Below are 21,979 nucleotides of genomic sequence, written 5' to 3' on the forward strand. Positions count from 1 at the left end.
TATAAAAAATCTCAATATCTACCGGCAAATAGTAAGCGGTAGAAAATTTTTTTCAAAAAAGCTTGACTCTTTCTCGCTGAAAGAATACTTACCCGTTCACGGAAGAAATGGCCCTATCGTCTAGAGGCCTAGGACACCGCCCTTTCACGGCGGTAACACCGGTTCGAATCCGGTTAGGGTCACCATTTTTTTTAAAAAAGCCAGCTTTAAAAGCTGGCTTTTTTGTTTTCTATGTTTTTCTTATGCGTGCTAACATTGTAGTTAAAATTTCTTTTTGTTAAAAAAGATTGTTTAATATGTAGACCCTTTCGTCTAGTCGGTCCAGGGACATCACCCTTTCACGGTGAAAACATGGGTTCAAGTCCCGTAAGGGTCACCAAATTTTAAGCAACTGAAGAGGTTTTCGGAGGTAAGTTTTGGTCAATAATCAAATCACCAACTTTTGCTTCTAAAAAGATTTTAAATAACTCTCCGTCTAGTTTTCCATTTTTCACTTCGGCCTCTAAAATATTAAACGCGCGATCATACGGAATCGCTTTTTTGTAAGGTCTGTCTCGTGCAACAAGAGCATCAAATACATCAGTTATTGCCATCATTCTTGCTTGGACAGGAATGTTTTTCCCTTTTAAACTTCTTGGATATCCTGAGCCGTCTAGTCTTTCGTGATGGCCGTAAACAATTTCTGGAATATCTTTTAAATCGATGGACCATGGAATTTGGATTAAAAAATTATACGAATGTGTAACATGGCTTTCAATTTCACGACGCTCAGAGTCGCTTAAAGATCCTCTTTTAATACTAAGGACTTCTATTTCTTTAGGAGTTAATATTGGCAAAGATTCTTGACCTACAATTATTTTTGTTGCGGCCATTTCTGATATTTTTTCAAAAAATTCTTGACTTAATACAGAAGGTTCATTGACATCAAGAATGATTTCCCAGAATTTTCCAAGTTTATTAGCTGTTTCATTGATTTCTTTTTTTATTTTGTCTAAATCTACTTGTTGTGGTGATTCATTTTTTATCATTAATTTATTTATATAAGATTCAAGAATATTAATATGAAGCTTGTCAGTAATAGCTGATAGCCTTGATTTGATTCTTTCTAATTCATGAGGAAATAGTTTTTTTTCTTTATTTAAAATGTGTTCTCTAACACCAATTTTTCCAAAATCATGTAGTAATGAAGCATAGCGAATTTCTTCTACCTGAATTTTAGAAAATTCTAACCCTGCATAGATACCGCTATGGGTTTTATTAACCGCTTCGGCAAGACCAACCGTTAATGTTGCAACTCTTTCGCTATGTCCTTTTGTAGTTGGATCTCGAGATTCAATAGCAATAATACTTGCAGCAGTGAATGATTCGAAAACATTTTTTAAATCGTTGATTAGTTTTGTATGTTCTAATGCAATAGCTGACTGGTTTGCAATTGATTCTAGTAAATCTAAATCATGAGAATAAAATTTAGTTACGTAATTATCAATGTCAGTTTTATTATCAAGTAAAATTTCTTTATCTACTCGTTTATTTATGAGTAAAATAAATCCTTCTATTTCTCCAGAAGGAAACATAATAGGGAAGGCGCAATATGATTTTATTTTGTATGTTTTTTGGTCAAACATAATTTCTGGTAATTGAGAGAACTTTTTAACCAGATTATTTGTCGAGTCAATATTTTCTTCTCCCACCCATGATATACTAGTTTTTTCTTCGACTATAAATTTTGCAATTTTTGAACAATCAGAATCTAAGCAGTTCTTTTTTAAATGTATTTTTTGTCTGTTTAGAATTTTATTTTTTTGCGTAAATTTTATTGATTTATTTAAAAGATTAATTGTGCTTAATTGTTTGTTAGAATTTGTATCAATTGAATTTTCTTTTGTAAAAATAAATCCTGCATCAGCATAAGTAATTTCCATACTTTTTTTTAAAACTAATCCCAAAAAATCTTCTGCAAAAAAATTTTTATTAGTTATTGCTTTACTAATATCTTTCATTGCTGTGCTTTCTATTTCTCGAAGCATAGAAAATGTGGATAAGTATTGATAGCTTGAATGTAAGAATAAATTATAAATAGTTTCTTTGAGTTCTTCGTAAAATATTTTTTTTGAATAAGGAGATTTTAGATATTTAATAATTTTTTCGTTTTCATATAAAGAATATGTTTTTTTTCTTAATTTAATAGTTGGTATATCAAATGGATCTTCAATTAAAAATATTCCAATGTGCTTGGTGTTTGTTCCAAATTCTATATATTTTGTAATGTTTTTTTTATTATAAATATATTGCTGTGGTGTCATAACGAGTATTTTTAACTTTTCAGGATTAGATATTTTTTCTGAAAGTTCATTATCAATATTAACTGATTTAAAAGTAACAGATAAATCTTTTGTAGAAAAATCTTTAACTAAATAATCAACTGTTTTATAAAATAATAAAATATCAATTTTGCGATAGGGTGAAAGAGGCACTCTAAGCACTCCCATTGATAAAATTTTTCGTAACTACTCAAAAAATTTATCGGTAAGAATAAAAAAAAATTTTATTTACAAAAAATTGGCGCTAGGAATCAATTTTAATTATCGAAACGGGCAAGATTGTGAAATGAAGTATAGCTACTTTGAAATGCAAGTTTGACAGTATCCATCGCGCCGTGCCTGTTTTTGCCAATAATAATTTCTGCGATGCCTTTGTCGGGCGATTCTTTATTATAAACCTCATCTCTATAAACAAATAAAATTTGATCGGCATCCTGTTCTATAGAGCCAGACTCTCGAAGGTCAGAAGGCCTTGGGCGTTTGTCTGGGCGTTGTTCCAGTCCGCGATTAAGCTGAGATAAAGCGATAACTGGGCAATTTAATTCTTTTGCCAGAGATTTTAGCCCCATACTGATAATTGAAATTTCTCGTTCGCGGCTTTGATTGCCTTTTGCTGAAGGATTTGCAGACATGAGCTGAAGATAATCGACAATGATCATATCGAGTTTGCCTTTTTCCCTTTTGACTTTTCTGCAGCGGCTAGCCAGATCGATAATACTTATGCCCGGCGAATCATCGAGTAATAGTTTATCTGTCTGAAATGATGCTGCTTCAGGATAGAGTCTGCCAAGATCTTCACTAGACATTTTGCCATCTCGAAACTTATGCGACTCAATTTTAGCAGCAGTGGCAAGCATTCTTTGCATTAACTGCGCATTGCTCATTTCAAGACTAAAAAAAGCAACTGTTTTTTGATGAAGTAAAACAGCATTGGCTGCAAAGTTTAATGCTAAAGACGTTTTACCCATTGCTGGACGGGCTGCTAAAATAATGAGATCAGAGGGTTGAAAGCCAGCCGTGATTTTGTCTAAATCAGTAAATCCGCTTGCTATACCAGTAATTTTACCAGGGTTCTGAAATATTTTTTCTAGATCTAAAATTGTTTCTCGAACGACTTGGGCTGCAGGAATAAGACCTGTTACAATTCGAGATTCTGCCAATTGCGTGAACTTAGATTCCGCATAGCTTAAGAATTCATCGACATTGGCGCCAGCAACTCTTTTGCCTCGAGCAATAATATCTGCGCATGCTTCTATAACAAGCCTGAGTTCCCAATATTTTTTAACTTCTTCGAGCCAATAATCGAGTAATTCGGGACGGGAATTAAATTCGAGTAATTTGCGGACACCCTCTAAGTCGCCCACCTTAAGGTTGTCCCCTTTTTCTCGCAGTTTTCCATATACTAAAGTAACATCTGCGGGGCGATTTTCTACAATAAGTTCACGGATAGCTGTAACAATTATTTGATGCTGTGGATCAAAAAAATAATGAGAAACGAGTTTTTCTGTACACCCAAAAACGCTTGAAGGTGTTGCTAAAATTGTTCCAAGAACGGCTTGCTCAGCTTCTCGAGAATGAGGCAAGCCAGTAATTGAAGGAGTATTCTGTGGTGTTGAAATCATGTAAAGGAACCTATTAACCTACCAAATTATCTTGAGATAGCCTGATGAATACTCCAAAAAAATTACTGATTGACTTCTAAATTATTCTCAACAAGAGATGGCAGCTGCCTGTTTTGATTAAAAGCACTCGCGATTCTCATTGCCTTTCGTAAATCCCGGGGCTCAATAGCAAACTCCTTAAGCTTACGGTGTAAAGTATTTCTGTTGCATCCAAGTACTTCAGCCGCTTTGCTTTGATTGCCTTTGGTTTTTTTTAATACCAACGCAAAAAGAGGTCTTTCAACGTGAGCAAGAACTGTCCTTAAGGTATTACTTGGCGAATCTTCTTCTAATTTTTCAAACAAATTAAAAAGTTTCCAATAAACTAAGTTTTCAAGACTCGTTTCCTCGATAAACATTTTGTATTCATCAGGGCAAGAAGAAAAATTAAGAAGTTTTTCGTTAACCATAGTGGAGTTTTCTATTTCGTCCGCAGGTCCTTGAACAGATGCTCCCTCTATTGTTCTGTGTAGGTTTTCAGAATTCATGTAATATTCCTTTAAAACAATTATAAATTCCTAGTTGAAGTAGGACAGTGTCAACATATTGGGACGGAGAAGCCTCAACTTCAGTTAACTCTATTAATGGCACATCGATTGGTTTAACACGAGAGTTGGAAGTGTCAACCAATGAGGCAGAAGTTAGAGTTTGTCTTGATTTGCAAAAGAATTCATTTTAGTGTACCCCGCCGCTATTTTTGAGGGCAAATAATTTTAAAAAAGAGGAATAAAATGGGTTTTAACTGTGGAATTGTTGGATTACCCAACGTTGGAAAATCAACTCTATTTAATGCTGTCACAAGAACTGCCAACGCCCAGGCGGCTAATTATCCTTTTTGTACGATAGAGCCAAATGTTGGGCGTGTTGCTGTGCCTGATGAACGTCTAGAAAAGATTAATCAAATTGTGAATGCAAAAAAAGTTGTGCCAACTTTTATGGAATTTGTCGATATTGCGGGACTTGTTAAAGGAGCTAGCCGAGGCGAGGGTCTTGGCAATCAGTTTTTAGGGCATATTCGTCAAGTTGATGCCATTGTTCATGTTGTGCGTTGTTTTGATGATTCAAATATTACCCATGTTGATGGCACTACAGATCCCGCTCGAGACGTTGATACTATTAACACAGAGCTCATTTATTGTGACTTTGAAACCGTTACAAAAAGTATTGATAAAATGGCGCGTTTGCTAAAAAATAACGATAAAAAAATATTAAGTTCTTATGAGTGTGCTCTGAGGCTAAAAGATCATCTCGAAGGTTTAAGACCAGCTCGCTCATTTAAAGAAAATAACGAAGTTGAGCAAGAATATATACAAAGCCTTCATCTCATTACCCGGAAGCAAGTTCTCTATGCTGCAAATGTAAATGAACATGAATTGGCTAATGATGGAGAAACTTCTAAGCATGTTCAGGTGCTGCGTGAGGTGGCGCAAAAAGAAAATGCTAAAGTGGTAGTCGTTTCTGCGCGTTTAGAAGAGGAACTTGGTCAATTAGAACCAGACGACGCGCGTATGTACATGGACGATTTAAAAATTAAAGAATCAGGTTTAGATAGACTTATTAAAGCAGGGTATTCTTTGCTTGGGTTAATGACTTATTTTACAGCAGGTGTTCAAGAAGTGAGGGCTTGGACTGTTCCAAAAAACTGTAAAGCTCCACAGGCCGCAGGCGTTATCCATTCTGACTTTGAAAAAGGATTTATCTGCGCTGAAGTTTACGCATACGACGATTTGGTGCGTCTAGGAAACGAAGCAAAAGTGAGAGAAGCTGGGCTTTACCGTAAAGAAGGGCGTGATTATGTTTGTAAAGATGGTGATATAATGAACTTTCTTTTCAATGTGTAGCAATACCATTTTTAAAGCATAACGAATTAATTGGACAACTTTCACATTTTGGTTTTTTGGCAGTGCAATGATATCTACCATGAAAAATAAGGACATGATGTGCTTTTAATAAAAATTTTTTAGGGATTATTTCTAATAATTTTTTTTCAATTTTTAAGCGATCATCTGTTGTTTCAACAAGGCCAATTCTATTTGATACTCTTGCAACGTGAGTGTCTACTGCCATTGTTGGTTGTTTAAATAAAACATTTAATACAACATTTGCAGTTTTTCTTCCGACCCCAGGTAATTCTTCAAGATTTTCTCGAATTTTGGGAACTTCTCCATTATATTTTTCGATTAAAATTTTTGAAAGAGCAAGACAATTTTTAGCTTTCGTTTTTGCAAGTCCAATGCTTTGAATTATTTTTAAAAAATTAGTCTCTCCAATTTTAATAAGATCTTGAGCAGAAAAATTAGGTTGTGAAGAAAATAAAGGCTCTAATGCTTTATTGACTGATTTGTCAGTTGCTTGTGCACTCAATACTACGGCAATTAGTAATTGAAACGAATTAAAATGAATCAATTCGCATTGTGCGTCAGGCCATGTATTTGAAAGAGTTGTAAAGATTTGATTTATGGACTTTTCTGATTGGTTCATTTGGCGTAACCCCAGTTTTTTAAAGCATTTTGTAGTGTTTCACCAGCGTGAATTGTTGATAAGGTTACAGACTTTTCTGTTGAAATTAGTTTTTTAATGACAATTGGTTTTTCGTTTTCTATATAATTTAAATTAACAATTGAATTTGGCGGTGGAAAAAAAGCGCATAAGTTATTGTTTAAAATATTTGATACTTCAGATAACTCAATTTTATTTCCATTAGAACACATGATAGCACTTATATCTTTCATTAAGGATATATCTTCAATTATTAGTTTGTGTAAATTAAAAGAAATACTCTCACCGTTTTTTATAAAGCCTTTAAAATTTAATTCTGAATAATTATTAAATTCATTTTGCGAAAATTTAATGGTATTTGGGTGATTCTGTTCAAAATTTTCTATAATATTATTTGGATTTTTAATTTTAAATTTCATTTCAAAAAGTCCGTTATAATGTGGTTCTATTATAACCTTGCTAGAGTAAGGTGAATTTTGATAATATTCTTTTCTTATTTTTTTTAAATTGTTGCTAGAAATATTTGGTAAGATATTATCTGTCTGTTTATTAAAATTTATTTCTTCAAAAATTTCTGGTTGAAACCAGGATAATTTTTTTCTAAATATCGAATTGCTCGTTAATAATTTAACTTCATCTCGAGACAATTGTTTAATGTATTTTATAGGATTGTTTTTAAAGCTTTCTCCCCAATAGAGCATCCCCATATAATCAAAACTTTCAAAAAATAATTTATCTCTTTGAGAGAGAATAGTAGAAAAATTTTTGTTATTAATTTTAAAAATGCTTTCAGAAAAATTAATCCCTTTCCAGTTATTGTTGGTTTCTATTCCTCCTAATAAGTGATAAATAGTTGGAAAAATATCAAGATGTGCAGTAGGTTCAGTAACAATTTTATCTGACACCACATCTTTTTGTGCTAAGTGAAAAATAAATGGTACTTTAACTTCTTCATCAAATAAAGAATGTCCCTTATCGGCGTAAGAGCCGAAAGTATTATTTTCAATCCCTTTTAAGTAATACCAAGGTTTGTAATCCATTTGAATGCCATGGTCGGATGTAAAAACAATATCAACTTCATCTTGAATATTTAAATCTTTTAGCTTTTTTAAAATATTTGCAAATTCATCATCAAAAAAACGAGCAGTTCCTTTGTAAAGTTCTTTTCTATAATTTACTCCAAGTGGACTCGATAAAAATTGTGCAACATCTAATTTTTCAAATGGAGGCCGAAAAGGACCGTGAGTTGTATTATAATGAACATATAAAAAGAAGGGAGCATCGCCATACATTTCTAGCCAAGATCCTAGGTGTTCTGTTGTTTGCCGAGTTTCATATTGTTCTGCTTCAGAAATTATGGCATTATGAAATCCTAAATCTGCACCACCCTTTAATGCTTCTGTTAAAAAAGAGACCATTCCAATTGCACCAACTCGATACCCGAGTTTTTGAATTTCTGTTGCCATTAATGGTATATTTTTATTATTAAATTCTTTTCTCATTTCATCGCTTGCGCCATATGAAAGGCTTATGCTTCCTATTTCTCTAATATATAAAGATGTCATTAAAGAAAAAATACTTGGAACAGTCATGTTACTTTGAGAACGATGTTGAATAAATTTAATACTATTATTTTCAGAAAACCTATTTATGTTAGGCATTATATCTTTATTGTAGGCAATATCTGCTTTTAAAGCATCTACAACAATAAAAATCATACCTCTACGTTTTGGTGGATTTAGAACTACATGCTCAAAACTAAAATCACCTAAAACAAAAACACAATTATTATTTGTTACATCAATACTTTTATCTTTTGCCAAAGAGTCGTTGCTATTATAATATATATTATTTTTTTTACTAGTAATATTAGAGATACTTTTATCAGAAATTTCTAAAGAAGATGCGATAATTTTCTCGGGAGGAAATTTTAAATTAATAATAAACTCATCAATTTGTCCACCATCTGGGTAAGAGTTTGGAACAAAGCGCTCATATAATCCAGCTTTAATAGAGTTAGGGTCTCTATTCGGCAATCTTTTTGGGGTTGATTTGATAAAACTTGTTAATAACTTTCCATTTTGATCTTTAATGTCTAATTGACATTGATATGTTTTCCCATCAAATGATGGGAGTAAATAATACTGAATTCGGAGTCGATTTCCTTCTTCAATTTCAATGTCAACATTACGATTTTTTTGAATTGTAATTGGTTTTTCATCTCCCACTATAAAACCTCTTACAAAATTAAGTTTATAAGGATAATAACCAATTCCAAAATGACTTAAACCTGCAGGAGAATTTTTTTCTAAAACAGGAGTATTATAAACACCTCTTTCATTATTTTCATTTAGGTAATGATAAGTAGAATTATTTATGTCTTTTTCTGTAAAAGGCGATTCTGTATACAACCAATCAACTTTAAAATTAGAATTTTTAGATAAATGTGTCGTTATATTGTTAAAAGGTATCCTTTCAGGAACTGGAAAAATACATCTAATAATAATAAAAATTAAAATAGGAATAATGATAATAAAAAATGCGACTGTTGTTTTTCCGGCTATTTTTAGCCAAAATTTATTTTTTAAATATAACTGGTAAAAATTTTCAAAAATTCTTCTAAACCAAAGCGGACCAAATTGAATTGTATATCTTTCTCCTTTAATTTTATAAATTATTAAAGTTCTTTCGTATGCTGAAAGTGCATTTAACGATATATTATTTTTGATTTTTTTAAAACCAGGAAGGTTTATTCCAAAAACTGACATTTTTAAAACAATTCTTCCATAAAAATGGGTTAAAGAAAGTTTTAATGCAATTAAAGGTCTAAAAATTATTATAAAATAATTTTTTTTATTTTTTGAATTTTTCATTTATTTATATTTTCCGAATAAAAAAATGTTTTTTTAGAGTTTTTTACAATTTCAATTCCTCTAGATGATAAGTATGCATTCATGTTATTTAACATTTGAAGAGATATTTTTTCATAATTATCATTAATAAATTTATTTGACAAAAGATTATTTTCTGAATTTTTATCTGATCTTAAGTAAAGCGATAAATTAACACCATTTTTATCTGTTCTAGCAATAAGCTTATAAGTAGCATTAACCCATGAGCGTTCTTTAACGCCAGAAATAGGTTGATTATAATCTGATTGAAGATAAAATTCATTATTAAAACCTTCGTCTATAGATAAGATTTCAAAAATCTTGGGATAATTAATTCTTGCTTGGCCTTCTGGGGATAAATAACCAGAAGTAAACCATATTCCTGATTCTGTGTAAGCAGTATTTGCTGGAAAATTATTACCAAAAGAATTATAATCAAAAATATCTACACCATCTACATTTTTATAATCAAAATTTAAATTTATTCTTTTAGATATTGTTGGGGCAATATCAATGCTTCTAACAATACTTATATTTGATTTATTAAAATTAGCAACCTTCGCTTTGCCATTTAAAGAGATAATTAATGGTGTTACAGAAGAAAACTCTCCTCCTACACCATCTCCATGCCCCAATCCTAAAGAGCCATCATAAAGATTTTCTCCATGATCTCCAAATACTAATATTACCGAATTTGTTAACCATCCTTTATTTTTCAATTCATAAAAAATATTTTTTAAAGTATTATCAATACAATTAAGTCCACCATTGTAAAGTTCAATTGTTTTTTTCTTTGTTAAATAAGGGACAGAATCAGAGGAAATTTCTCCAGTAATTGGATTTTGATCGGGTTTTTTTATAAAAATAAACTCGCCATTATCTTTAATATTTTGAAATTTAGAATACCAAGGCCCTGGTACCGCATAGGGAAAATGTGCTGTAGAAAAAAAAGTTGTTAAAAATATTGGTTGAGTTGATTTTGAGTATTTTTTAAGTAATTTTGTTACAGTATGAAAAATTAATTTAGGATCTGCAATTTCTGGTGATTCGAGTATAGAAGAAAATATGTTTTGCATATTTGGCAAAATTAAAGCTGATTTTAAAGGTGCAAAAAATGAAATAATATTATTTTCTAAAAGCGTTGTTAAGTTTAAGGTTGGCGCAACAATTTTTGAACCTCCAAAAAGGTACCTTGGAAAAATATCGCCTGCAAAATCAGATACAAAAAGAGTATTGTATCCGCTGTCTTGTGCTTTTTTAAAAACCGTTTCTGCTTCGCTCATTCGAGGGCTTCTATTTGGAAACATGTGTTTTATTTGTGTGCTTGATGCATAGTTACCGGTTGCGATTTCTACCCAGCTTGGAAAAGTTCTTGGTATACCAACAATCATTGGTTTAACAAAATCTGCTTGCTTTTTAAATTGATGTAAAAAAGGCATCACATAGGAGTATTGTGAGTTTTCTACCCTATCATATCGAAGGCTATCAATTGCAAAAATAAAGACATGAGGTTGTTCTTGGTTAGTGTGATTTTCAGGTATGTTTGTATCAAACCAAGACGATATTTGATATAGAAATATTGATCCAATTATAACAAAACCTATTAAGTGAATACCTTGGAAAGAAAATATTTGAGACTCATAATCAAGTTTTTCAATTAATATTGAAGACTGCGCCTTTTTTACAAGTTTGCTTTGTATTACAAGCTGCTTCATTAAAGTAATAAGGTTAACAGTAAATAAAATAAAAACCATAATAAAAGGAAACCATTCTATTAAAATTCTGATAAAAGAATGTTCTGGTAAACTTGAAAAATATTCAATATAAGAACGAAGTGATTCAAATAAATTAAAAATAATAAAGTTTTCTGTTGTACCAGGATACATCGTACCCATTCTAATGACTAAAGATAAGAAAAATAGTAATCCAAACAAAAATTTATATTTATTTTTTAATGAGAAGCTTAATATTTGTAATGAAAAGCAACATAATAAAACAATAAAAATTATTTTTAATACTATAGAAATAACAAGTTTAGGACTGTACTTTGATAGTTCTATAAAAATTTTTGAAACATCTTGATCCATATAAGTTATTTTTGAAGAAAAAAATAAAGTAACAGACAAAAATGATAGCAAAAATATAAGAGTCCCAGTTGTATACTTAACAAAAAATTTATCTCGCTTCTTTAGCGTCAACATATTAACACCTTATAAACATATCAAACGTAACACACATGATAATATCTCCAAAAGGTATCCCTTTGAATGGTACTTGATTCAGGGGTACTAGCTTGGAGAGATACATGAAATTGCCTAAAATATACGAACATTTTAGACAGGGGCAAATATTTACTATTGAAGAAGCTCGTGACAAACTTAAAACATCTGGAAATACTTTAAGAAAAAGGCTAAGCGAACTTTCTTCAAGAGGGTACATTTTTCCAATACGGCAAGGATTATATCGTGTAGCCAAAATTGGAGAAAGGCCAGAACTAGAAAAAAGCTCTCCATTTGCTGTGGCGTGCAAAATTACTCCCTTTTCTTATATTGGATTCCATTCGGCATTATTATTACATGCTAAGGAGACACCTAAAGAAAATGATACGATTTATGTTGTAAGTCCAACAAAATTCAATTCTTTTAAATTTGAAGGAGTCAATTATTTTTGGAGCCAAAGTCCTGAACCTCATGGACTTGAGACAGTAATTATAAGCAAAAATGATAATGATTTCGCTGTTTTAACTACAAATTTTGAAAAATCTTTGGTTGATTGTTTAAAAAGACCAACTCATTGTCCTCCGTTTCACGAATTGGTTAGGCTATGCAGAAGAGCAGGAACTCCCCCAAACGTCGAAAAAATTCTTAGATACGCGTCTGATTGCAATATTCAAGCGTTATTCAATCGTCTTGGATTCTTGTTTGAAAAAAATCTTGCTTATTGGGATATAGAAGAGTCAAATTTTAAGTTTATTGAAGATAGAATGAGTCGTAAACAAACAGAATGGCCAATACCTTACGAACGGCAAAAAGATGTTGGGGAGGAGGCGCCTTTTTCTGGGAGAATTCTTCATTCACCTCCTCTTTTGGATATAAAAAATCGCTGGAAGGTTAGTTTTATTCTTTAATATTGGATAATTAAGTTTTTAAAACAATGATTCTTGAATTTTCTTTCAAAACAGCTTGACTCATTAATTCTCTTTTTGTAGATAGTTTCTTACTCTTAGACGCGGGAATAGCTCAGTTGGCTAGAGCATCGCCTTGCCATGGCGAGGGTCGAGGGTTCGAGTCCCTTTTCCCGCTCCAAAAAAAGCAGAAAAATCTTAAAAAGGTTTTTCTGCTTTTTTTTAATTAAGATGGGTAAATTTAATTTTTTCAGAGCATCCCTTTTGTCGTTTTCCTTCGGCAGAATCAAAATAAAGATAAGTTACACCGTTTTTTAAAGTTAATGATTTAATATTTAGTTCTGTATAATAACTATCAACATCTTGATCAATAAAGTTATTTTTTGTTTTTGAGTGAAAATTTATTGGATGTGTTGTGGGTTCAAAAATTTCTAAGTTACACGCTATATCGGATGTAACAGTAAATGTTTTAACTTTATAGCTATTTGCTGTGTAGTTAGAGTTTTTTAAAGCTTCGAGTAAAATTCTACCATCGGTGTTAGGCAACTCAATTTCTAGAATTTTTGCAATTGTTGGAGCGACGTCGACGTTGCCTGTTGGAAGGTTATTTTTGATTTTACTCTTAAAACTAGGACCAAATGCAAGTAAAATATTATGAACATCATTTCTTCCAAAAGAACCATGATTTCCTCTTAAAGAAAAACCATTTGTTGATTCAAATTCTGTTCCTTGTAAACCATTGATTTCTACGTTTGGATTGCTTGTTAAGCTAACGACTATGTCTGGATTTCTTTTATTTAGATTATCAAGTTTAATATAAGATAGCGGTAGTGTTCCTTTAGGTAAAAATCCTGATTTTTTATACTTTTTTTCGTCAACAAAAACTGCAGAATATTCTTGACGTCTTTGAAAAAATTTTACTAATTCATTTATTACTTCATTATTATTGCTAGGTACATAAATATAATCACTGCCTCCGTTTGCGGCAATAATCACTTTTTCAATATTATCATTATTTGATAAATTTTCTGGAACTAAATAACTAGGAGAAGTATAATCTCTATTAATTTTTTTGCTATCAATACAAGTTCCATCTGCCACATTAAATCCCGCAGATTTTTTATTAATACTTCCATCTAAATTTCTAACACCTTTTATTTCCATACTAAAAGAACAATTTCCTCCATCATATGCCTTTATAATATTGCCATTGGAAATATTTAAATTTGCTTTTGAAATTAAGTCTGATGTTCTTATATTTCCAGAAGCAGAATATCCATTTGTAACAAGAATTTTTTTATTGTTTTTTATAATTTTTTTATTTTCTGCGGCATTTCCAATTATACTGTTATTATTGTTATTAATTATTTTATGAGTTGGATACATAAGCTGAGGATATCCTTGCAAATCATTTCTTTTAGTTGCTAAAATTGTACTATGCGAATGATCAGAGCCAATAATAATATTTGTCTTATCGTATAAATCCATTTTTTTGAGTTGACTTATTATTTTTCCTAAAATTATATCGTTTTCTTTTAAAGCATCATAATAAGCGGATGTTCCTGGCCCGTACGTGTGTTCTGTTGTGTCAGGGTTTCTTAGCCATAATATACTTAAGTCTGGTTTTTTATATGGTAAAATGTAATTAATATATATATCTGATAAATAAGTATTTTTTTTGCTAAATGGAGAAGATAATCCTTTAGTTGGATCAGAAACTTTATTGTCGTCATCAAGATAATATATTTTTTCTGTTGCAGTAGGATCACCATTATTTAAGGATAGAATTAATTCATTCTTTTTATAGGCATTGGGGCTTAGTTTAGGTAGGGCGTATTTATGATTTTGTAATTCTTTCGCAAAAGTTAGAGGCCACACATGATATTCATCAATTATATATCCCCCTCCCCGAAAGTCTTGAAAAAATGCAGGACCAGATTTTCCAACTACGGCAGTTATCAAATTTGCTTTTTGAGCTTCTTGTAAAAGAGTCGAGACATAGACTAATGGTTCATGTAATTCTGGTTTGTCCTGATTTGGTTGATCAAGTGCTTTAAGAATTTGATAGTCTTCTGTAAATATAGGGGAAGCAAATTGTTGAGTGATATTGTTGCCCTTGGAATTGATGGCGGTGCCATAAACTTTATTAGTTCTCCAAGGTTGATATAAAGAATTTCCATAAAAGCCACTTTTTCCAGCATAATCACCTGTTGCAAAGACTTGAGCATTGTTCATCGTAAATGTAGGATAAGCAGAATGATGATCTTTAAACTCAATACCGTTTGAAGCTAATTGTAATAAGTTTGGGATTATTTTTTTAGCTTTTTTGTCGCTAAGAATGTCGTACCGTAATCCATCCCAAACAAAAAAAATGACATATTTTTTTTTAATTTCTTTGTTGTCAGTAGCAAGTACTTGATTGCTAAAAATTGTAAATAAAATAAAATAATAATAATTTATTTTTATTGATAATGAATTTTTAATAAATTTTAACATAATTTCCTCCTATAAAGTACTATTTAATTAACATTATAATTGTTAAAATAAAAATAAAAATTTAATTATTTACCAAAAATTGTATTTGTTATTTTAATATTGGACTTAGAGAATGGCTGGGGAGCTAGGAGTCGAACCTAGACTTACGGAGTCAGAAACCGTTGTCCTGCCATTAGACGATTCCCCAAATTGAAGAAAATTTTGTATAACTTAACTATTTAAAAAAAACAAGGTATTGTTTTTTAATTTATTTGAATTGAAAATTTAAATTGTTATAGTTTTTTTAATAATATTTTGAGTCTTGAATTTGCTTCTAATAAAGATTCTTTGTAGTTTTTTGATTCTATAATACTTTGACAAAAAGCCCCATTTTTACCAAGCCATTTTCCGCCAATACACATATTATAAATTGCACCAGTTGTGTCTCCCATGACCAAGCATCGTGTCACGTTTTCTCCTGGCCACATTGAAGGATGATTTAAATCCCATATAATTAAATTTGCTAAGTAATTGGGCTTTATTAATCCTGCCTTAAAAGATTTATGAAAACTACCTGGTCCATCTAATATTTTATTTAATAAAAAAGTGTTATTTGAAAATTTTATTTGCAGTTTTTTAACTAGATTTTTTTTAGCCTGAATTTCTGATTTTGTTTTATTGTTATATTTTTTTATTATATAATGTTCTTTTTCAAAGGTATTTAAAAAACTAGGAAATCCCGCAATTAACTTAAGTTCTTTTTGTAAGTTCATTGAGTCATTGCTTGCAACACAGTCCGTTGCAATAAACCATTTTAAATTATTTAACTCCCACTCAATAATATTTGAAGGAAACTGAAATATCATTTGTGAAAATGGGCAAAAAACTAGAGCGCAATGTTTATCTGATAAAAGATGATGATCATTTGGATTTATAAATATACCGTGAACCAGCATTGCAGAAGCCGAATTTTTTGTAATTCCCAAAGAATGAAGAAATTGAACAGGTGTTTTTTTGTATTTATTAAATACTCTTGTTACTTCATCAAAGGATTGAGCTAAATGGCAATGAATTGGAATATTTAATTTATCTGAAATTTGTTTTATTTCTTTCCATAGTTTTTCGCTTACAGTGTCTGTTGCATGAGGTCCTAATGCCGCAAAAACACAATTTTTTTGCAAAACTGCGTCTGCATGGATGTCATAAGTTTCTTGTAACATTTGTGTTTGGATGTGTGTCCCTGGACCACTTACATCTTGTAATGTTGGAGCAATAACTGCAGTGAGACCTGTATCTACGCATGCGTTTGCAACTTCTTTTCCATAATAATAATGATCCCAAATAAGACCGTTGCCATTGAGAATATTTTCGTATGCACCAAGTCTTGCAAAAGCTCTGACATCTGATTCTGTTAGCTGCGATTCTGCTTTAAAGAATGTATCTTCAATGAGGTTTTGCGATTTAATTTGATTGTATAGAAGCGCTCTAAAAAAACTCATAGCAATATGTGTATGACAGTTAATAAATGCAGGAGTAATTAAACGATCGCCAAAATCATGGGCAGGAATTTTTTTTGATTCCATTTCTTTTTTAACTGATTCTTGGTAAGATTCTAAAGATAGTTTTTCAACTTTGATAATTTTATTTCCTGAGATTTCTATATATCCAGGATATACTTTGTATTGATTGCCTTCTTTTAGGAGAATTTTTTTGGAAAAAATAACCTCGTTACAATTCAAATTAATTCTCCCCCATGTTTTTTTAACTAAAGACATATGGTTACAAGATATATTATGAGGAAATTTTACTATTATGCAATAACTTTTTTAATATTTTTATTTCACTTTAAGTCTTATTCTTTAGAAGAAGGTTATTTATGGATTCCTTTGTCTTGGACATTTACACTTGATAAAAATGAATCAGAGTTAAAACAAATTAATATTAAATCAGTTAAACTATATTTTCAAGATATTAATTCTAAAAAAGATATTTATTCTTACCTAGATCTTCCGGAAAAAAATAAAAAATTGTTAGCTTTAAATAGTAAATCAATTAGAACATCTTTTTTTTCAAAAAAATTAATAAAATTTCCTGCAGGAAATTATTATTTTTATGGGTGTATAATTGAAATTGTAAAAAATAATAGTCCAACTGAATTATTTATAGAGTTCCCAAAATTTTTTGAACAAGGAAATAATGTTTTTTTTCAAGTTAGCGATAAAAAAATTTCACCATTTCCCGCCATATCTACTGAAACTATTTTAGGATTTAAAAAAGAAAAATTTTACCAACATACAACACTGGATTTAATTGATGATGAATACATTCCGGTAAATGAGGTTTTTGTATATATTAGCTCTTTAAAAAACTCAATAAAAAATAAGCCTCAAGGTTTTGTTATTGCTAATAATAAATTCCCTCCTTTACAAGTTTTGGGAGACTCTTTAAAATCTGTTAACTCAAACAGGCTTGGTTTAATTATTGATATAACATGTAATATTCAGGGAACAATGAAATTTGTTTGGACAAGTCAAGAAAATAATTTGCAGTATGTTTTTTATAACAATTTAAATAATAAAAATCAAAACTGTAAATCACATAATTTTATACCAATAAATTTTCATCTTCCAGATGGTAAATGGTTTTTACATTCTATGACTTTAAACAAGCAAAATAAAGTGAAAAGAATATTCGAAACTTACTTATTAAATAGCAAAGATAAATTTGCAAAAAAATATTTTAAAATTTTAGATGGATTTTATTTTTCCTTAAATATTAAAGAGCGTTCTTTGCTCAAGGTTATTGAAATTTCTCTTTACGGTAACAAAAGCAAAAATGGAATTTTTTACTTGGGGAGTACCGAGGTTAAGAAAAATGAAAATGACGAACTATTTTTTTATTTTAAAAGAAATTATGAAATTTATAACATTAAAAAAATATTTTCTGTAAAGCAAATTTATAATGCATATACCTTAGAGTTAATGAAAAAAGATAGAATTATAGGTGATATTCAGTTTAAAACCGTAACAATGGATAAAAAATATAATCCTAAATCATCTATTTATTTAGATCAAATAAGAGAATTTGTAAAAAGTGATTTGAGCATATGTATATCAGATCAAGAAGTATTTGATCCGCTTTTTCTATTGAATGGCTATGTCATAATTAAAAATAATAAAAATTTTAAAAATATTTTAGTTAATAAAAATGATTTTAATTTTGATTTAAAAGGAATGTCGCAAAATAAAATTATTGATTGTATGATAGAAACATTTTCAAAATTTTCTTTTAAACAAAATGTAACCGTTCCTTTTAAGTTTAAAATTATTTTTGAAAGTTATTAAAAATTAATCGAACCATTTTTTAACATTTTTTCCTAGATTATAAACAAAATCAATATTTGCTGTTGTGCTCACAGCACGAACTGCTGCACGAGCTACAAGTATACTAGTAGGGACTGCAACAGGAATAAGGACGCAAGGGCCACATCTTTTGCTTCTATTATTAGCAAATGCATCATTTTCATAGGCATAGTTTGCGTAAGCCAAGTTTTCGGGTTCAAAAAATTTACAGGTCTCATTAGAGAGACAAACTACTGCTCCGGTTGAAGTATTATTTTCTGAAAAATCAAAGGTTTCAATATTAATTTTTGTAGTATTGTGTAATTGATTTTTTTCTTCAGATAATTTTATATTGTATTTTGTCATTCCATTTTCGATTATGTTAAAAGAACATCCTCCTACTCCGCAAGTTAAATCATTTAAATTTTGACTTTCTTGTAACTCAACGTTTTTTATAAGTTCATTTCCAAATTCTTCTATTGTTATTCCAAATATTGAACTTGAAAAAGAAAGAGCTGTGGCAGCAACTAAGATTTTCATAAAATTATCCTAATTTATTTATGGTTAATTTAACAATATGTAATAAATTAAAATGTAATAATTTTTAATTTATTACGAAAGTAACATAATGTTGATTTTTATTAATCGCAATTTTTATAGATTACCATTTTAATAAATGATATAAATTTTTTAAGTATTAAAATTACAATAAATTTTAATATTGAGTTGCTATTTGAAATTCATAATTTAAATTGCTACTGTTTTTTATACAAAATTTGTGTATATTAAGTAATGTATGCAAATAATTTTAATTTATAGAAGAAATTTGATGAATAATAATTATATTTTATGTTTTGTGTTTTTATTTTTGGTAGGTAATTTAAATTATTTATTGTATTTAGTCTTTCCAACAAGATATTTTTTATTTTATGATTTTGAGACAAACTTTATTTTGGGATTTTTAATTCCTATTATGTTTTTATTATATTGTTTCTTAAAAATAGAATTTATCAAAGAACATTGCTTTGAAATTTTTGTTATATTTTTTGAGGCGATTAAAAAAATAATAAAATGTTATTAGTTGGTAGCGCTTAATAATTAATAAGGAATTGGTTTATCTGGCAACGGATGAAAATGGATTGTTTTTCTATCACCCCAGTAAAAATCGGCACCTAGCGCAAGTTTTTGAAACACTTCTATCGCTTCTTTTTTGGATTCAAAGTCAACATATGCTTCGCGGTATTCACCAACTCTTAAATTGGTATATTTAATAATAACTCTATATTTTCCATTATGTAAAATCATAATATCGACCCAATTTGCACTAAATCCTTTTGCATAAGCATTTGTGCAACAAAGAGAAAGTAACGTAATAAAGAATTTTAGAAAATTTTTTTTTAGCATAAAAAAACTCCCAATATTTATATCGGGAGTTTTGTGATAAAACTATAACAGTATAACATATTAATTATACAGAATTTTTATAACACCCAAGGACGAGTGCCTTCGTTTGAAGGGGTTTTGCCAATAGCGTCTTTACGGCTTAGTTTGATGCGCCCAGTTCTATCGAGCTCAATCACTTTTACCATCACTTCATCACCTTCTTTAACAACTTCTTCAGTTTTTTGAATACGTGTTGCAGCAAGTTGCGAAATGTGAACAAGTCCTTCTACGCCTGGTTTAATTTCTACAAACGCGCCAAAATCCGCTGTTTTCTTAACAATACCAAGATAAATTTCTCCAATTTCTGGATCGGTGGTTAAGTAATTAACCATTCTTTTTGCCTTGGCTGCAGAATTGCCATCTGTTGACGCAATACTAACAATGCCTTCATCATTGACTTCTAATTTACAACCTGTGTCAGCGACTATTTTTTTAATGTTTTTACCGCCAGGGCCAATAAGATCACGCACTCTTTCTGGCTTAATTTTAATTTGTTCAATGCGAGGTGCGAGTTGGCTTAGGTTATTTGGTTTAGAAATAGCATGTAGCATATTGTCAAGAATAAGGTTACGACCCTCTTTGGCTTGAGCAAGAGCTTTTTCAAGTATTTCCATAGAAATACCAGAAATTTTGATATCCATTTGCATTGCGGTAATTCCATTTTTACCACCAGCAACTTTAAAGTCCATATCTCCTAGGTGATCTTCGTCGCCTAAAATATCAGAAAGAACAGCATATTCTTTGCCTTCAAGGATAAGTCCCATTGCAATTCCGGCAATAGGTTCTTTTAGTGGCACACCAGCGTCGAGCATTGCGAGCGTCCCAGAGCATACAGATGCCATGGAGCTTGATCCGTTACTTTCTGTAATTTCGGAGACCATTCTAATTGAGTATGGAAAACGATTTTTAGGCGGTAAAGTGGCTTTCAATGCGCGTTCAGCAAGATTGCCGTGGCCAACTTCTCTGCGGGCTGGGCTGCCTAAACGTTTGACTTCTCCTACAGAATAACCTGGCATGTTGTAATGTAACATAAAGGTTTTTTCTTCTAGGACATTCACAATAGATTCGCTTCTTTGCGCGTCTTCGTTGGTTCCTAATGTCACAACGCCAAGCGATTGTGTTTCGCCACGAGTAAATAGAGCAGAACCGTGAGTTCTTTTTAAAACACTAACTTGGCAATTGATGTTGCGAATATCTGTTGTTGAGCGTCCATCAACTCTTTTGTTATCTTTAATAATACTATTGCGCAGGGTTTTGTATTCTTGCATTTCAAACAAGTAGCTAAACGCTTTTGCTGCTGCAGCATCATTTTCTGGAACAAGATCTGCTTTTGCTTCTTGCTTAATGGTATCAATTGCTTTTTTTCGTTCGGCTTTGGCGCTGATGTTGTAAGCGTCCCGTAATGATTTCGCGTACTTTTTAGTTAACGTATTTTTAATTTCTGCGTTTTCTGGTAATTCTTTAATTTGGCGTTTTTCTTTGCCACAAATAGAACGAATTTCTTCTTGAAGGGCGCAAAGTTTTTTAATTTCTTTATGGCCTGTTTCGATAGCTTCAAGAATTTGCGCTTCTGTTAAAAAGTTTGCAGCAGCTTCAACCATAAGAATGGCATCTTTGGTGCCTGCAACGACCAAATCGAGTTGGCTTGAAGCAAGCTCTGCTTCTGAAGGATTAATAATAAATTTATCGTCTTTGTAGCCCACTCTGACGCCTGCAACAGGGCCTGCAAAAGGAATATCAGAGAGATGCAATGCGCAACTTGCTCCAAGGATGGCAAGTGGGGCTGGAGAAATTTTGGGATCAAAAGAAACAACTGTTGCAATAACTTGAGTTTCTACCAAATATGTCTCTGGAAAGAGAGGACGGATAGGTCTATCAATAAGTCGGCTTATCAAAATTTCGCGATCAGACGGTCTGGTTTCTCTTTTTATATAACCACCTGGAATACGGCCGGCTGAATAAAATTTTTCTATGTAGTCAACAGATAAAGGAAAAAAAGAAGCAGATTCTAAAGCTTCTTTTGCAGACGTGGCAGCGACAAGTATTTGTGTTCCGCCACAAGTCACCAAAACCGAGCCTCCGGCTTGGCGAGCGATGCGTCCTGTTTCTATGGTAATTTGTTCATCGCCAATCCGAATAGATTTTTCTATAGTATTAAACATGAAATAACCTTAAAAAAACTAAATAATCCTATCAAAAATCGGGAGTTTGTAGGATTATTTTA

General features: G+C 31.0%; 15 protein-coding genes and 4 tRNA genes. 7 read left to right on the forward strand and 12 right to left on the reverse strand.

Annotated features, from left to right (window positions below; genetic code table 11):
- Nucleotides 1-109 precede the first annotated feature (109 nt).
- Both Spiro2_RS00970 and Spiro2_RS00975 read left to right on the forward strand, forming a co-directional pair.
- Nucleotides 110-185, forward strand: a tRNA-Glu gene (locus tag Spiro2_RS00970).
- A gap of 116 nt (nt 186-301) precedes the next feature.
- Nucleotides 302-379: transfer RNA gene (locus tag Spiro2_RS00975), tRNA-Glu, on the forward strand.
- Between the two features lie 4 nt (nt 380-383).
- Here the strand turns inward: Spiro2_RS00975 and Spiro2_RS00980 are convergent.
- From Spiro2_RS00980 to Spiro2_RS00990, 3 genes are all read right to left on the reverse strand, one after another.
- The gene (locus tag Spiro2_RS00980; RefSeq protein WP_338636457.1) at nt 384-2,474 is read right to left on the reverse strand and encodes an HD-GYP domain-containing protein; all 2,091 of its coding nucleotides are present in this window, start codon (nt 2,472-2,474) and stop codon (nt 384-386) included.
- Between the two features lie 104 nt (nt 2,475-2,578).
- Nucleotides 2,579-3,943: a replicative DNA helicase gene (gene dnaB / locus Spiro2_RS00985; protein ID WP_338636458.1), complete on the reverse strand. Its 1,365-nt coding sequence runs from the start codon at nt 3,941-3,943 to the stop codon at nt 2,579-2,581.
- Between the two features lie 62 nt (nt 3,944-4,005).
- Nucleotides 4,006-4,470, reverse strand: a complete 465-nt coding sequence (locus tag Spiro2_RS00990) for a helix-turn-helix domain-containing protein (RefSeq protein ID WP_338636459.1) — start codon at nt 4,468-4,470, stop codon at nt 4,006-4,008.
- A gap of 47 nt (nt 4,471-4,517) precedes the next feature.
- Here Spiro2_RS00990 and Spiro2_RS00995 point away from each other — a divergent pair, with 47 nt between their 5' ends.
- Nucleotides 4,518-4,661 (forward strand): hypothetical protein, encoded by a 144-nt coding sequence (locus Spiro2_RS00995; protein WP_338636460.1) that lies wholly within the window; start codon nt 4,518-4,520, stop codon nt 4,659-4,661.
- A 52-nt stretch (nt 4,662-4,713) separates the two neighbouring features.
- The gene (gene ychF, locus Spiro2_RS01000) at nt 4,714-5,823 is read left to right on the forward strand and encodes a redox-regulated ATPase YchF (protein ID WP_338636461.1); all 1,110 of its coding nucleotides are present in this window, start codon (nt 4,714-4,716) and stop codon (nt 5,821-5,823) included.
- On the opposite strand, the gene nth is transcribed toward ychF, so the two are convergent.
- The 3 genes from nth to Spiro2_RS01015 are packed head-to-tail and all read right to left on the reverse strand — an operon-like array spanning nt 5,813 to nt 11,573.
- On the reverse strand, nt 5,813-6,463 hold the full coding sequence (gene nth / locus Spiro2_RS01005; protein WP_338636462.1) for an endonuclease III: 651 nt from the start codon (nt 6,461-6,463) through the stop codon (nt 5,813-5,815). The two genes, ychF and nth, sit on opposite strands and share 11 nt — an antisense overlap.
- A complete protein-coding gene (locus tag Spiro2_RS01010; RefSeq protein ID WP_338636463.1) occupies nt 6,460-9,354 on the reverse strand; it encodes a sulfatase-like hydrolase/transferase in 2,895 nt (964 codons plus the stop codon). Before Spiro2_RS01010 ends, nth begins: the two co-directional genes overlap by 4 nt.
- Nucleotides 9,351-11,573: a sulfatase-like hydrolase/transferase gene (locus Spiro2_RS01015; protein ID WP_338636464.1), complete on the reverse strand. Its 2,223-nt coding sequence runs from the start codon at nt 11,571-11,573 to the stop codon at nt 9,351-9,353. The genes Spiro2_RS01010 and Spiro2_RS01015 overlap by 4 nt, the downstream gene beginning before the upstream one ends.
- 104 nt (nt 11,574-11,677) lie before the next feature.
- On the opposite strand from Spiro2_RS01015, the gene Spiro2_RS01020 reads away from it, so the two are divergent.
- Nucleotides 11,678-12,499 (forward strand): hypothetical protein, encoded by an 822-nt coding sequence (locus tag Spiro2_RS01020; protein WP_338636466.1) that lies wholly within the window; start codon nt 11,678-11,680, stop codon nt 12,497-12,499.
- Between the two features lie 101 nt (nt 12,500-12,600).
- Nucleotides 12,601-12,677, forward strand: a tRNA-Gly gene (locus tag Spiro2_RS01025).
- A 41-nt stretch (nt 12,678-12,718) separates the two neighbouring features.
- Here the strand turns inward: Spiro2_RS01025 and Spiro2_RS01030 are convergent.
- From Spiro2_RS01030 to Spiro2_RS01040, 3 genes are all read right to left on the reverse strand, one after another.
- A complete protein-coding gene (locus Spiro2_RS01030; protein WP_338636467.1) occupies nt 12,719-14,992 on the reverse strand; it encodes an alkaline phosphatase family protein in 2,274 nt (757 codons plus the stop codon).
- A gap of 113 nt (nt 14,993-15,105) precedes the next feature.
- Nucleotides 15,106-15,179: transfer RNA gene (locus Spiro2_RS01035), tRNA-Gln, on the reverse strand.
- Between the two features lie 85 nt (nt 15,180-15,264).
- Nucleotides 15,265-16,710 (reverse strand): amidohydrolase family protein, encoded by a 1,446-nt coding sequence (locus Spiro2_RS01040; RefSeq protein WP_338636468.1) that lies wholly within the window; start codon nt 16,708-16,710, stop codon nt 15,265-15,267.
- A 54-nt stretch (nt 16,711-16,764) separates the two neighbouring features.
- Here Spiro2_RS01040 and Spiro2_RS01045 point away from each other — a divergent pair, with 54 nt between their 5' ends.
- Nucleotides 16,765-18,315, forward strand: coding sequence for a hypothetical protein (locus Spiro2_RS01045; RefSeq protein ID WP_338636470.1), 1,551 nt, complete (start codon nt 16,765-16,767; stop codon nt 18,313-18,315).
- A 3-nt stretch (nt 18,316-18,318) separates the two neighbouring features.
- Here Spiro2_RS01045 and Spiro2_RS01050 read toward each other — a convergent pair whose 3' ends face one another.
- From Spiro2_RS01050 to pnp, 3 genes are all read right to left on the reverse strand, one after another.
- Nucleotides 18,319-18,852, reverse strand: a complete 534-nt coding sequence (locus Spiro2_RS01050; protein ID WP_338636471.1) for a hypothetical protein — start codon at nt 18,850-18,852, stop codon at nt 18,319-18,321.
- Nucleotides 18,853-19,410: 558 nt separating this feature from the next.
- A complete protein-coding gene (locus tag Spiro2_RS01055) occupies nt 19,411-19,716 on the reverse strand; it encodes a hypothetical protein (RefSeq protein ID WP_338636472.1) in 306 nt (101 codons plus the stop codon).
- A 77-nt stretch (nt 19,717-19,793) separates the two neighbouring features.
- On the reverse strand, nt 19,794-21,917 hold the full coding sequence (gene pnp, locus Spiro2_RS01060; protein WP_338636473.1) for a polyribonucleotide nucleotidyltransferase: 2,124 nt from the start codon (nt 21,915-21,917) through the stop codon (nt 19,794-19,796).
- Between the last annotated feature and the right edge of the window lie 62 nt (nt 21,918-21,979).

Source organism: Spirobacillus cienkowskii (assembly GCF_037081835.1).
GTDB classification, from domain to species: domain Bacteria; phylum Bdellovibrionota_B; class Oligoflexia; order Silvanigrellales; family Silvanigrellaceae; genus Silvanigrella; species Silvanigrella cienkowskii.